This is a genomic window from Sphingobium sp. FW306-1B-F04DB (assembly GCF_058781925.1).
The window spans coordinates 19,553-32,225 of record NZ_JBYSXE010000002.1; the positions used below are offsets into that span (position 1 = coordinate 19,553).

Genomic DNA, 12,673 nt, shown 5'->3' on the forward strand with positions numbered 1-12,673 from the left:
TTTCCCCTGATGCCGCTGATACTACACCCGATTATCCGGCAAATACATCCTTTTCCGCACGCCGCAGCGCGAGGTCCCTGACCGTGGCCGCGCGCATGAAGGGGTTTGTCTCGCGCTCGAGCGCGATCGTCGTCGGCACCGTCGCCTCGCCCGCCGCGCGCGCGGCATCGACCGCCGCCATCCGCGCCGCGATCGCGGCATTATCGGGCTCGGCGACGCGCGCGTAGCGGCCGTTGGACTGTGTATATTCGTGCGCGCAATAGACGCGTGTTTCCCCGGGAAACGCCTTCAGTCGCTGCATGTTGGCAAACATCTGCTCGGCGGTGCCCTCGAACAGCCGCCCGCACCCCATGGCGAACAGCGTGTCGCCGACGAAGACGACGCTCTCTTCGGCAAGGTGATAGGCGATATGGCCCGCAGTATGCGCGGGCACTTCGATCACCTGCGCGGTCACATCGCCCAGCGCCACCCTATCACCCTCGCCCACCTGCCGATCGAGCGTGGGGATCCGCGCCGCCTCGGCCGCGGGCCCTGTGATCGTGCAGCCCGTCGCGGCCTTGAGCTCGGCATTACCCCCGGTGTGATCGGGATGCCAGTGCGTGTTCCAGATCTGGGTGATCGTCCAGCCGCGCCGATCGGCTTCGGCAAGCACGGGCGCCGCAACCGCCGGATCGACCGCCATCGTCTCGCCCGAGACGGGTTCATGGACGAGCCAGACATAGTTATCATTAAGGACGGGGATGCGGACGATCTCGATCATCGTGGCGTGCTCCTTACCAGGTTCCGGTATTGGGCATCGAGGACCAGGGTTCGGCGGGCTCGAGCCGTCCGGCCTGAAGCAGTTCGACCGAAATGCCGTCGGGAGTACGCACGAACGCCATATGGCCATCGCGCGGGGGACGGTTGATCGTCACGCCATTGTCCATCAGTCGCTGGCAGGTCTCGTAGATATTGTCGACGCGGTAGGCGATGTGCCCGAAATTGCGGCCGCCGCCATAGTCCTCGGGATCCCAGTTGTGCGTCAGCTCGACCTCCGCTTCATCGCCGGGCGCCGCGAGATAGATCAGCGTGAAGCGTCCCTGCTCGCTCTCCATCCGGCGCGTTTCCTTAAGACCAAGCAGCTCGAAGAAGCGGATCGTCGCTTCCGGGTCGGTGACGCGGATCATCGTGTGGAGATATTTCATCGGCACATCCTGTGAGAGCAGAAGGGGGAATGCCCGCAATATAGGAAACGATGCCCCCCTTTGCAGCCCCTATTGCTCTGGTTGTGGGCCGGTTTTCGGCGCATCGAGCGCCTTGAGCGCCTCAGCGGCGGCCTTGCCCGCGGCGCTGTCGGGCTGGTTGGTTACCGCCCCCTGCCATGCGATGCGTGCGGCTTCGGGCGAGCCGGCGAGCATCGCGATGTTGCCCGCTTCCAGTGCGACCGCGGCGTCGTCGGGGGATCTTTTGGCAGCTTCCGCGATATCGGCCTGCGCGCGTTCGAGATCGTTCATCCGGCGTGCCAGCGTCGCCGAGAGCAGCCATGCGAGCGGATCAGCCGGAACCAGCTTCAGTGCCTGATCCAGATCCCCCCGGGCTGCGGCAAGATCGTTCATCCCGACCGCAGCGCGTGCGCGATCGAGATGCGCCTCCCCGACCATTTCACCCTTGAGCACGCCCGAGGCGAGCGCGGTGTCGAAGGCCGCGCGCGCCGCCTGAGGCTCTCCCGCGGCAAGCCGGGCATTGCCCGCCTGCACCCAGAGATTGGCGGCACGGCCATCCTTTTCGGTCTCTGCGTCGCGCGCCGCCTGCTCGAAGGCAAGCGCGGCGGACGGCCAGCGCTGCAGCCGCGCATAGGCCAGCGCGAGACAGTGCCGCGCGGGCACCCCGCCCCCGGCGATCCGCCATGCATTGGCTTCGTCGATCGCCTTTTCGGGTTCCTGCGCGGCCAGCAGCGCGCACGCGTCGAAGCGCGATTCGGCGGTAGGCGCGGGCCCGGTCGCGACCGAGGGATCGACGGCAACGCTTTGCAGCAGTAGGGCAAGGAACAGGCTCATCGGATCTCCAGCAGGCGCTCGACCGTCGCGATCAGGAGCGCGATATCGAGGTCGCGCGACAGGCGGTGATCGCCCTCCTTGACGAGCGTCACCTGCACATCGGCTGAACGCAGCTTTTCGGCGAGCCGAAGCGAAATCTGCCAAGGCACGTCGGCATCCTTCTGCCCATGCAGCAATCGGACCGGGCAATCGAGCGCGATCTCGCCTTCGAGCAGCCGGTTCGCCTCGCCCGACTGCCAGAAGCCGAGCGTGGTGACATAGGGTTCGTCGCTGTACGCCGAGGGTTCCTCGAGCTTGCCGCGCGCGCGCAGTTCGGCTTTTTGGGCATCGCTGAAGCCCCAGTCGGTGAAGTCGGGCGCCGCGGCGATGCCGACCAGCGCCCGGACCCGCGCGGGCCGCGCGAGCGCCGCAAGCAGCATCAGCCACCCGCCCATCGAGGAGCCGACGAGGATCAACGGCCCCGTGGTCAATGTATCGATCAGGTGAAGCACATCGTCGCGCCAGACCTCCAGCGTGCCGTCCGTGAACGCCCCCTCGCTTGCACCGCAGCCCGAGTAATCGAGCCGCAGCATCGCCCGGCCGTTGCGTTCCGCCCAGGCGTCGAGCGCGAGCGCCTTCGACCCCTCCATGTCGGACAAGTATCCGGGCAGGAACACGATCGTCGGGCCGGTACCCGTGCGGTGCGCATAGGCGAGGCGGAGCCCGTCGGGGCGGGCAAGAAAGCGCTGCATCATGCCATTTGCCGCCGAAGGTTTGGAAGGTTCGGCGTGCGGAAAAAACTGCGTCGATCAGTAGCGCGCGCCTGATCGCCTGAAGCGATTATGGGTGCCGTCGCAAACATGGGCTGTCGATTGATCATGCCGGATCATATCCGGCGCGGTCCGCAGCAGGACAGGATTTTTTTCGCACGACCGCCCCGCCCATGCGACGGAAGCGCATTAACATCAAGCTACGCAGGCCAAGCCCACGATGAGCCTGGCCCGTTCTATGCGAAAACTCGCTTCGATCGCCTGGTGCGTCTCGCCTGCGGTCACACCGCCTTTTCGGCCAGGGCCATAGGGGCGACAAGCCGGCTCTCTGGCCGGCTCCAGCCGACGGGATCAGGCGACGCCGAGCTTCCCGCGCGTCCCGTCATGGGGCGTCGAGAGCTCCTCGGACGTCAGAAACTCGGCCAGATCCGCCGCCTCGAGGAACGGCCAGATCTCGATCTCGCTCGGGCCCGACATGGGATTGGGACAGCGCTTCGCCCAGGCCACGGCTTCGTCCATGTCCTTGACCTCCCAAATCGAGAAGCCGGCGACCAGCTCGCGGGTCTCGGCGAACGGCCCGTCGATGACCGTGCGGCCGGGACCATCGAAGGCGATGCGCTTGGCCTGGGCGCTGGGCTTGAGGCCGGCACCGGCCACCATGACGCCGGCCTTGACCAGCTCCTCGGTGAACCGGTCCATCGCCTCAAACGCCTCGGTCGTGGGGGGCACGCCCTTTTCGCTGTCCTCAGTGGCTTTCACGAACACCATAACCCGCATCGTCTGTCTCCTTGTTTGAGCCGGTCCCTTTGGCGTCTCATCGGGACGACGAACGAGCTTGTCGGAAATCGACATCGTCCTGCAAATTTTTCTCGACGTTCGAAGCGCGCGGCAGGAACGGCCGCTTTTCGGGTCAGGGATCCCGATGGCGCGATGGCCGCCATTGGGCGCGAAGCTGTCGCTACGGCCTCTGACCGCCCTTGGGTCGTGAGCTGCCCTCCCCTTTTCGGTCCCGTCCCTGACCGCATCCGCCCGCAAACCTGGTCATACGTGACGCGGTTTTCGATTCGCCAAAGCGGCCATACATTGAGCCAGGTTATATTGGCATGGGACTGTCTGATGGTCTTTACCAAGCGTCTGCGGGAGCGCGTCATGCGGGGGGAGATCACCTGCAGCGTCCGCATCTGGCAAAAGCCCCGCGTGAGGGTTGGTGGCCGCTATTCCCTGGGACCGGGAGCGATTCAGGTGACCTCCGTGCGCGAGATCGGCTTTGAGGGCATCACTCCGGAATTGGCGCGGCGTTCAGGGTTCGAGGGCGTCGTGGACCTCCTGAAGGTGGCGAAGCATGGCTCGGGAGAGAACGTGTATCTCGTGGAGTTCGAGTATCAGGATTGATCTGGGAGGGCTCCACTTGATCGCCGGATCTCGAGCAACAAACATCCTGTTCGCTACCAGGGTCAGAACCTGACGCTACCCGCCAGACCGACGACCGTGCGACCCGACGTGGTGCCGAACATGTCGCGCGGTTCCTTGAAATGCGAGATTCCGGGCTTCAAAGTGACCTCGTCGGACAGGGGGATATGATAATAGAGTTCGGCACTCTTGCGCGTCATCACCGGCCGAAGCGCCCGGGAACGGTCTTGCCGCGTGATTTCACATCGCCAAGGCGAGGGCGCAGTCGGCTCGACCAACTCAAAAGCCAATGGCGCGAGCCTGTTCTTGCTCAATGGCGATACGGTTTGGGTCTGCGAAAGCGGTGGGGGCGCATCGTCTGCAGCAAATACCAGGCTCACGGTTACCGGGGCCGCTCCCACGGCCAGCCCAGTCACAATGCGGGCTAGAGGCCTATACATGCATCTAGAACCGGCCACTCAACACGAAAGTTCCGTCGCTATGTTCCCAGCGCGACGATCAGCAGCAGCAGGTTGGTGAGCGTGATCGGCGCGAACTCGCGCCAATTGTCCTCGAACGCGAATGCGCTCTCCTGTTCGTGCATCAAGCCCCCCAGCTTTGCCCTGTAAGTCAGGGCTGGCCTTGATGGGGGCGGTTGGTCAATGACCTTAGCGCTCAGATCACCCATTCGATCGAGCGCATCTCGATATTGGCCTCGCGCTTCGCGGCGCGCTTGGCGACCATCAGGTCGTAGAGCCGCTTGACGGTGCCGCTGCCCGTGGTCACGAACATCCGCGGCACGAAGGCGTGGAGAACGCAGGCCACGCCGCCCACTATCATCGCGACGCCGAAGCCGCCGGCCGCGCGGAAATGCTCGCCATAGGTTTCGCCGACTTCTTCGGGATGTTCGAGAAAGAGTTTACGCAGCACGATTGCGGGTCCTTGTTTTGTGGGCTGGCGCGCCGAATATCACCAATTGTGCGGCTTTGCATCCTTCGCTTGCTCAAAAGGCGACGTTGCGGGCATAAGCCGCCCGCAATCCCGCCACCTTCACACCGAAGAGAACGACAGAGCCATGTCCGAGATGTTCAAGATCACGCTGCCCGACGGATCCGTCCGAGAGGTTGCGCCCGGGACCACCCCGGCGGACATCGCGACCGCGATCGGCCCCGGACTTGCGAAGGCGGCGCTCGCCGCGCGCGTCGATGGTGAGCTGCGCGACATCGGCCGTCCGTTCGAAGGCGATACCAATCTCGCGCTCGTGACCGCGAAGGACGAGGCCGACGCGCTCGAGCTCGCGCGCCACGATTTCGCGCACGTGCTCGCCGAGGCGGTGCAGGCGCTCTTCCCCGGCACGCAGATCACCTTCGGTCCCGCGACCGAGGACGGTTTCTACTACGACTTCGCGCCCAGGGACCGTCCCTTCACCGAGGAGGACCTGCCCGCGATCGAGGAGAAGATGCGCGAGATCATCCGCGCCGACAAACCCCTGAAGCGCGAGGTCTGGTCGCGCGCCGACCTGATCGCGCGCTGGCAGGCCGATGGCGAGAGCTTCAAGGCCGAATGGGCCGCCGAGCTTCCCGAGGGCGAGGAGATCAGCGTCTACTGGTCGGGTGGCGACTGGATGGACATGTGCCGCGGTCCGCATCTCGCCTCCACGGGCAAGCTCGACAGCCAGGCGTTCAAGCTGACGCGCGTCTCGGGCGCCTATTGGCGGGGCGACCAGAAGAACGCGATGCTCTCGCGCATCTATGGCACGGGCTGGCTCAACAAGAAGCAGCTCGACGCGCATCTTCACCGGCTCGAGGAAGCCGCCAAGCGCGACCACCGCAAGATCGGCGCGGAGATGGACCTGTTCCACCTCCAGAGCGAGGCGCAGGGTTCGGTGTTCTGGCACCCCAAGGGCTTCCTCCTGTGGCGCCAGCTCGAGGCTTATATGCGCCGCCGCCTCGACGCGTCGGGCTATCGCGAGGTCAAGACCCCGCAGCTGATGGACGCGCGCCAGTGGGAACAGTCCGGACACTGGGGCAAGTACCGCGAGAACATGTTCGTCGTGCCCGACGAGATCCCCTCCACCGAGGATGAGGGGCCCGTGCTGTCGGGCGATGCCGACCTGATGGCGTTGAAGCCGATGAACTGCCCCGCGCATGTCCTCATCTTCCGTCAGGGCATCAAGTCGTATCGCGACCTGCCGATCCGCATGGCCGAGTTCGGCTGCTGCCATCGCAACGAGCCGCATGGCGCGCTGCACGGCATCATGCGCGTGCGACAGTTCACGCAGGACGACGCGCATATCTTCGTGCGCGAGGACCAGCTGATCGACGAGATCCGCGACTTCTGCGACCTGCTCGACAGCATCTATCGCGATCTCGGTTTCGAGAGCTATGCGATCAAGCTCGCGCTGCGCCCCGACAAGCGGTTCGGGTCGGACGAGATGTGGGACAGGGCCGAGCAGACGCTGCGCGACGCGGTTGCCGCCTCGGGCCGCGCCACCGAGGAATTCGGCTGGGCGGAGCTGCCCGGCGAAGGCGCCTTCTACGCACCCAAGCTCGAATTCCACCTGACCGACGCGATCGGCCGCACCTGGCAGGTCGGGACGATGCAGGCGGATACCGTGCTCCCCGAGCGGCTCGACGCGTCCTATATCGGCGAGGACGGCGAACGCCACCGCCCGGTGATGCTCCACCGCGCGATCCTCGGCACTTTCGAGCGTTTCATCGGCATCCTGATCGAGCATCATGCCGGTCGCTTCCCGCTCTGGCTTGCGCCGGTGCAGGCGGTTGTCGCAACCATCGTCTCCGACGCCGACGACTATGCGCGTGAGGCGACCGCGAAACTCGCGGCCGCGGGCCTGCGCGTCGAACCCGACCTCCGCAACGAGAAGATCAACTACAAGGTGCGCGAGCATTCGCTGGCGAAGGTGCCGCACCTGCTGGTGGTCGGCAAGCGTGAGGCCGAGGAGGGCACCGTCGCGATCCGCACGCTGGGCAGCGAAGGCCAGAGGATCATGAAGCTCGAAGAGGCAATCGCGATGCTGATCGCCGACGCGACGCCGCCCGACCTCAGGGCGAACGGCTGAACAGGCAGAGGATGGCGGCGTCGCTGTCGCCATCCTTGGCCATCAGCGCCGAGGGCCAGGCGGGAAACGCCTGGCTGCGTTCGAGCCGCCAGCCAGGCTCGTTGAAACCCCCCGCACCCGAAACGCAGTCATTGGCCGCCAGCGTCAAGACCCCTGTGGCGACTGACGCCGGATAGACGGGCAGCTTCCGTAGCTCGGGGGCAAGCGTCATCGTACGGCGCGCGAAATCCGTGATCGCAAGCCGCCGCGCGGCGCGTGCGGACCATGTCGCCGCCACGCGCTCGACCTCGCGAAAATCGGGCCTCTGCGCGGCCGAAAGCAGTGCGGTCGCAAAAAGCAGCGCCGCCAGCACGCCGACTAGGGTGCGACTGTCAGCACGCCAGGCCGTCACCGCCAGCACGCCGATCAACGCCGCCGCGATTGCGGCTTCGGGCAGGAACATGCGCGGCTTCGGATCGACCGCGAGGACATAGGTGAGCAGTACGAAATGGATCCCCGCCGCACCGAGCAGCCATATCACCGCCGCCTTGCGATCGCGTGCCGCAGCGCGACTTTTGCGCAGGACGAGCAGAAGCGCGGGCACGCCCAGAAGCGTCAGCCCGATCTCGGGATGTGCGAAGAGATTGAGCAGGGGATCGATCGTCCAGTGGACCTCGATGCCCATCGACCGCCGCCACCCCGCGATATAAGCGGGATTGAGCAGCGGACTTTGGGCGAGGGCGACATTGGCGGCAAGTTCGGTTGACGGAATTCGCACATGGTGCAGCGACAGCAACCAGCCCGAGAGCGGACTGCCCGTCGCGTGCCAATAGGCAGCGGCCTCGACACCCAGCAGCACGGCAAAGCCGCCGGCGAAGGGTATGGCGAGACGATGCAGCGCCGCTGGCCCGAGCAGGAATGCGGCCGCGACGATGGGGACGAAGCTGAGCGCGCTCATGCGGCTGCACACCGCCATTGCGAACAATGCACCCGCCAGGAACGCAATGTCGCCGCGCACGCGGCCGATCGCGTGCTGCAGTGCGTAGAGGGCGGCAAGTATCCAGGCGAGCTCGACAATGTCGACATTCGGTTGCAGCGCGCGTTGCGCGAAGGCGGGGGTCAGGACGAGCACGCACCCGGCGACTGTTGCGACCACGTCGCCAAAGCGATGCCGCACGTTCAGCGTGAACAGGATCGTGACGGCGCAGGCATAGATCAGCGGGACAATCGCAACACTCGCCCTGCTCTCCCCCAACAGGGACAGCGACCAGCCGAGTGGCGCGACCAACGGGAAGCGTGCAGCCCAATGCGTATCGGGCAGGCAGAAGCCGTGCGCGGCGGCGCAGCGTGCCGCCTCGAGATAATACCAATCGTCCCCGCCGCCGCCGACATAGCCGACGGGGCGAATCAGGCAGAGGAACAGCAGCAGCAGCATGGGAGGCACGAGCGGTGCGAGCCATGTGCGCGTCGCGCCCGTGGCAAACGGGTATCCTGCCAGTGCATGTGCCATTGCGGAAATCCCCCAAGCTCCGCGCCCGTGGTAACGCGACGGGCTAAATGAAGGCTTAACCATGCCAGCAAGGCCAGCGCCCACGGTGCTGCCGATGAGCAACGGTGCGCCCCAATTCGCACGCTTCACATCGCACGCCCCTTTTCTTGGCGCTGCTAAATCGCTAAATGGCGCGCGAAGCCATCACAGGAGACACTGCTATACGTCCGCCCATGACCCGGCGCCCGCTCGCGCCGCAGATGCCGAGCAACGGCCCCCGCTATAATGAATTCATCAACTCGCCCAAGGTTCGCGTGATCGACGAGAATGGCGAGAATCTGGGCGTCATGTATACCAGGGAGGCGATGGAGCAGGCCCAGGGGATCGGGCTCGATCTGGTTGAGGTTTCCCCCAACGCCGATCCGCCGGTCGCGAAATTCCTCGATGTGGGCAAGTACAAGTACGAAGCCCAGAAAAAGGCGAACGCCGCGCGCAAGACGCAGAAGACGCAGGAGATCAAGGAGATCAAGATGCGTCCGAACATCGACGACCACGACTATGACGTGAAGATGAGGGCGATCCACAAGTTCATCGGCGAGGGCGACAAGGTCAAGGTCACGCTGCGTTTTCGCGGGCGCGAACTTTCACATGGCCAGCTCGGCATGGCGCTGCTCCAGCGCGTCCAGGAAGATACCGCCGAGGACGCCAAGGTCGAAGCCTATCCGCGTATGGAAGGCCGCCAGATGTTGATGGTGCTGGCACCCAAATAAGCCGCGCGCTCCGGCAATACCGGCAAACCGAATCAAGCGCGTCTGCGGCCCGGTGCTGCGGGCGCGCTTCTCGTTTCGGCACGATACCCAACCTTCAAAAGTGCAAACCGCGGGTCGTGGCGCGATCGCCCGGTCGCGACGCACGGGCCGTGGCGGCCGCATTCCGTAGCGTCAGTTGCGGATCGCTGCGCAACACTGTGGCAAAAAGGCCGCTAAGGCGCGGAAAACTGCGATTCTTCGCGGTCGCAATATGGATCGATGACGCGGGAGCCGTTACAAACGCAAAAAAATTATCAAGACGGACGAATTCGTCGGATCAGAGAGGAGAGCACTATGTCCAAGACCCACTGGATGCTGTCTGTTGCGTGTCTGGCCGTTGCCGCGCCTGCGTTTGCGCAGGATCAGCCGCAGCAGACCACCGAACAGGCAGCTCCGGCAACCCCAGAATCCGGCGAAATCATCGTCACCGCGACGCGGCGCTCCGAAGCGCTCGCCGATGTGCCGCTGGCGATTTCGGCGGTAACCCAGGAATCGCTTCAGAATTCGGGCGCTGCGGACATTCGCCAGCTCAATCAGCTCGCACCTTCGCTGCTCGTTTCGTCCACCGGGTCGGAGGCCAATGGCTCGGCGCGTATCCGCGGCATCGGCACGGTTGGCGACAATCCCGGCCTTGAAAGCTCGGTCGCAGTCTTCATCGACGGCGTCTATCGCTCGCGCTCGGGTATCGGGCTCAACGAGCTCGGCGAGATCGAACGCATCGAGGTGCTGCGCGGACCACAGGGGACACTGTTCGGTCGCAACGCCTCGGCCGGCCTGATCCACATCATTTCGAAGAAACCCGATTTCGATTTCGGCGCCAATGGCGAGATCACCTACGGCAATTATGACTATTGGCGCCTCGCGGCCGGCGTGACGGGCCCCATTACCGATACGCTCGCCGCACGCCTCGACGGCGTCTGGGTGCAGCGCGACGGCTTCTATAAGGACGCGGTCACAAACGAGCGCTACAATGATCGTGACCGCTATTTCGTGCGCGGACAGCTGCTCTTCGAGCCGACGAGCGAAATCTCGTTCCGCCTGATCGGCGACTATACCAAGCGCGACGAAAAATGCTGTGCCGCGGTCTATGTCGGCACCCGAGAGACCTTCGATCCCACGCCGGGCGTTCCGGGCGACTTCTCGACGCGGCCCAACCGCATCGTCGACGTGCTCACGAGCCTGGGCGGCGTGCTGCCCTCGGCAGGCGATCCCTATAATCGCATCACCGCGACCACCCCGGGCCGCAGCTTCGACGGCTCGACGAAGGACTGGGGCGTGTCGGGCGAGCTCAACTGGGATTTTGGCAATGCGACGCTGACCTCGATCACCGCCTATCGCGATTATAAGTCGAGCCAGGCGGGCGACCTCGATTACGGCAATGTCGACATCCTCTTCCGCGACGGGGGCGATCTGGCGTTCCGCCAGTTCAAGACCTTCACACAGGAATTGCGCATCCAGGGCAGTGCCTTCGACGACAAGCTCGACTGGCTGTTCGGCGCCTATTACGCCAATGAAGACCTGCACGTCCGCGACAACCTGAAGTTCGGCAACCAGTATGGCGCCTTTGCCGCGTGCCGTCTTGTGGCGACGATCAATCCCGCCGCGGCGCTGCGCAATCCGGCAGCACCGGGCTGTCTGTCGCCGATCGGGATCGGGGCGCTCACCGCGGGTCTGGGAGCGGCCGCCCCGCTCTTCATCAGCGGCCTCAACCGCCTCAGCACGGTCAACGGCGTCGGCGATCAGGAGAGCAACTACTTCCAGAAGAGCGAAAACTACGCCTTCTTCACGCACAACATCTTCGACATCACCGACACTCTCAGCCTGACGCTGGGTGTTCGCTATACCAACGAGACCAAGAAGTTCCGCGCGGACTTCAACAACAACAACACCGTCTGCCCGGTGCAGCAGGCGGTGTTCTCCAACTTCCTGCCGGGCGGCGCGACCCCGTTGCCGGCGTCGCTTCAGGCGCTTGCCCAAGGCCTCGTCAACCTGACCTGCCAAGGCAATTCGAGTTCGTCTATCAACGCTCTCAACCTGCGTGACCGGCGCAAGGAGGACGAGTTCTCGGGCACGGCGGTGCTGAGCTTCAAGCCGCATCCCGACTGGATGACCTATGCGAGCTATTCGAAGGGCTACAAGGCGGGCGGCTTCAATCTCGACCGTTCGGCGCTCGGCCAGCCGATCTTCTCGCCGACCGATCCGCGCAATATCGGCGGCCGCGGCGAACTCTTCGGCACCGGCAACCTGCAGTTCGATCCCGAAAAGGTCGACGCTTATGAACTCGGCTTCAAATATGACGGGCGGATGTTCAATCTGAACGTTGCGGCGTTCCGCCAGGAGTTCAAGAACTTCCAGCTCAACACCTTCAACGGTTCGGTCTTTCTTGTGCAGAACGTCAATGGCTGCCCGAATCTGGTCGGCGGCGACAATGCCGATACCGACATCTCCAACCCGGCCAACGCCGCCAACGCCACCGGCGCCTGCGACGGCAAGGTCAAGCCCGGCGTTGTCTCGCAGGGTGTGGAAATCGAATCGGCGATCTATCCCGCGCCCGATGTGGCGGTGACGCTCGGCTACACCTATTCCGACACCAAGTTCAAAAAGAACCTGGTGGGCCGCAACACCGGGGCGCCGCTTGATTCCGCGCTGTTCCTGCTGCCCGGCGACAACCTGTCCAACGCGCCCGAGCACGTTGTTACCGCGTCGTTCGCCTTTACGCCCGAATTGGGCAGCAGTGGGCTTTCGGGGCTGTTCTATGTCGATACCCGGTTGACCGGCGACTACAACACCGGCTCCGATCTCTTCCCCGAAAAGGAGCAGGACGGCTATGCGCTCGTCAACGCGCGCATCGGCGTCCGTGGTCCCGATCAGCGCTGGGCGGTCGAAGTCTGGGCGCAGAACCTGTTCAACCAGGATTATCAGCAGGTCGCCTTCAATACGCCCTTCCAGGGCGTCAACAGCGTGGCGCACGTGACCTCGGGCAATGGTGGCGGCGCGCCCGTCTTCGGCACCGCCAACCAGCTCTTCTCGGCATTCCTTGCGGAGCCGAGAACCTACGGCATCACGCTGCGCGGCAAGTTCTGACGCACAGCACCGCCTGAACGCCGGCCCGTCTCCCCCCCCGGGGGGCGGGCCGGTTTTGT

At 64.6% G+C, this 12,673-nt stretch carries 12 protein-coding genes; 4 read left to right on the forward strand and 8 right to left on the reverse strand.

Going from position 1 to position 12,673, the window contains the following annotated elements; genetic code table 11:
• Positions 1-31: 31 nt before the first annotated feature.
• From gloB to AC3WJD_RS02230, 5 genes are all read right to left on the reverse strand, one after another.
• Positions 32-760, reverse strand: coding sequence for a hydroxyacylglutathione hydrolase (gloB, locus tag AC3WJD_RS02210; RefSeq protein WP_492744127.1), 729 nt, complete (start codon positions 758-760; stop codon positions 32-34).
• A 13-nt stretch (positions 761-773) separates the two neighbouring features.
• The gene (locus AC3WJD_RS02215) at positions 774-1,184 is read right to left on the reverse strand and encodes a VOC family protein (protein ID WP_492744129.1); all 411 of its coding nucleotides are present in this window, start codon (positions 1,182-1,184) and stop codon (positions 774-776) included.
• Positions 1,185-1,253: 69 nt separating this feature from the next.
• A complete protein-coding gene (locus AC3WJD_RS02220; protein ID WP_492744131.1) occupies positions 1,254-2,036 on the reverse strand; it encodes a tetratricopeptide repeat protein in 783 nt (260 codons plus the stop codon).
• Positions 2,033-2,767: an alpha/beta hydrolase gene (locus tag AC3WJD_RS02225; protein ID WP_492744346.1), complete on the reverse strand. Its 735-nt coding sequence runs from the start codon at positions 2,765-2,767 to the stop codon at positions 2,033-2,035. Before AC3WJD_RS02225 ends, AC3WJD_RS02220 begins: the two co-directional genes overlap by 4 nt.
• A 369-nt stretch (positions 2,768-3,136) precedes the next feature.
• Complete coding sequence (locus tag AC3WJD_RS02230; RefSeq protein WP_492744133.1) at positions 3,137-3,562, reverse strand: YciI family protein; 426 nt, start codon at positions 3,560-3,562, stop codon at positions 3,137-3,139.
• 339 nt (positions 3,563-3,901) lie between these two features.
• Here AC3WJD_RS02230 and AC3WJD_RS02235 point away from each other — a divergent pair, with 339 nt between their 5' ends.
• Entirely contained in the window at positions 3,902-4,177 is a 276-nt protein-coding gene (locus AC3WJD_RS02235; RefSeq protein ID WP_492744135.1) for an ASCH domain-containing protein, read from the forward strand.
• A gap of 62 nt (positions 4,178-4,239) precedes the next feature.
• Here AC3WJD_RS02235 and AC3WJD_RS02240 read toward each other — a convergent pair whose 3' ends face one another.
• Together AC3WJD_RS02240 and AC3WJD_RS02245 are read right to left on the reverse strand one after the other, a co-directional pair.
• Positions 4,240-4,395 (reverse strand): hypothetical protein, encoded by a 156-nt coding sequence (locus AC3WJD_RS02240; RefSeq protein ID WP_492744137.1) that lies wholly within the window; start codon positions 4,393-4,395, stop codon positions 4,240-4,242.
• A gap of 454 nt (positions 4,396-4,849) precedes the next feature.
• Positions 4,850-5,104 (reverse strand): DUF6356 family protein, encoded by a 255-nt coding sequence (locus AC3WJD_RS02245; protein WP_492744139.1) that lies wholly within the window; start codon positions 5,102-5,104, stop codon positions 4,850-4,852.
• A gap of 145 nt (positions 5,105-5,249) precedes the next feature.
• Here AC3WJD_RS02245 and thrS point away from each other — a divergent pair, with 145 nt between their 5' ends.
• The gene (gene thrS / locus AC3WJD_RS02250; protein WP_492744140.1) at positions 5,250-7,253 is read left to right on the forward strand and encodes a threonine--tRNA ligase; all 2,004 of its coding nucleotides are present in this window, start codon (positions 5,250-5,252) and stop codon (positions 7,251-7,253) included.
• Here thrS and AC3WJD_RS02255 read toward each other — a convergent pair.
• A complete protein-coding gene (locus tag AC3WJD_RS02255) occupies positions 7,237-8,742 on the reverse strand; it encodes a glycosyltransferase family 39 protein (RefSeq protein ID WP_492744142.1) in 1,506 nt (501 codons plus the stop codon). The two genes, thrS and AC3WJD_RS02255, sit on opposite strands and share 17 nt — an antisense overlap.
• A 212-nt stretch (positions 8,743-8,954) precedes the next feature.
• Here AC3WJD_RS02255 and infC point away from each other — a divergent pair, with 212 nt between their 5' ends.
• Both infC and AC3WJD_RS02265 read left to right on the forward strand, forming a co-directional pair.
• Entirely contained in the window at positions 8,955-9,491 is a 537-nt protein-coding gene (gene infC, locus AC3WJD_RS02260) for a translation initiation factor IF-3 (RefSeq protein ID WP_492744143.1), read from the forward strand.
• 333 nt (positions 9,492-9,824) lie between these two features.
• Positions 9,825-12,614 (forward strand): TonB-dependent receptor, encoded by a 2,790-nt coding sequence (locus AC3WJD_RS02265; protein ID WP_492744145.1) that lies wholly within the window; start codon positions 9,825-9,827, stop codon positions 12,612-12,614.
• The last annotated feature ends 59 nt before the right edge of the window (positions 12,615-12,673 follow it).

Excerpts from the sequence above, each read along its gene's own strand:
- AC3WJD_RS02225 (WP_492744346.1), bottom strand. The coding sequence starts at position 2,767 with ATGCAGCGCTTTCTTGCCCGCCCCGACGGGCTCCGCCTCGCCTATGCG.
- infC (WP_492744143.1), top strand. The coding sequence starts at position 8,955 with ATGACCCGGCGCCCGCTCGCGCCGCAGATGCCGAGCAACGGCCCCCGC.
- AC3WJD_RS02215 (WP_492744129.1), bottom strand. The coding sequence starts at position 1,184 with ATGAAATATCTCCACACGATGATCCGCGTCACCGACCCGGAAGCGACG.
- AC3WJD_RS02235 (WP_492744135.1), top strand. The coding sequence starts at position 3,902 with ATGGTCTTTACCAAGCGTCTGCGGGAGCGCGTCATGCGGGGGGAGATC.
- gloB (WP_492744127.1), bottom strand. The coding sequence starts at position 760 with ATGATCGAGATCGTCCGCATCCCCGTCCTTAATGATAACTATGTCTGG.
- AC3WJD_RS02240 (WP_492744137.1), bottom strand. The coding sequence starts at position 4,395 with ATGACGCGCAAGAGTGCCGAACTCTATTATCATATCCCCCTGTCCGAC.
- AC3WJD_RS02220 (WP_492744131.1), bottom strand. The coding sequence starts at position 2,036 with ATGAGCCTGTTCCTTGCCCTACTGCTGCAAAGCGTTGCCGTCGATCCC.
- thrS (WP_492744140.1), top strand. The coding sequence starts at position 5,250 with ATGTCCGAGATGTTCAAGATCACGCTGCCCGACGGATCCGTCCGAGAG.
- AC3WJD_RS02265 (WP_492744145.1), top strand. The coding sequence starts at position 9,825 with ATGTCCAAGACCCACTGGATGCTGTCTGTTGCGTGTCTGGCCGTTGCC.
- AC3WJD_RS02230 (WP_492744133.1), bottom strand. The coding sequence starts at position 3,562 with ATGCGGGTTATGGTGTTCGTGAAAGCCACTGAGGACAGCGAAAAGGGC.
- AC3WJD_RS02255 (WP_492744142.1), bottom strand. The coding sequence starts at position 8,742 with ATGGCACATGCACTGGCAGGATACCCGTTTGCCACGGGCGCGACGCGC.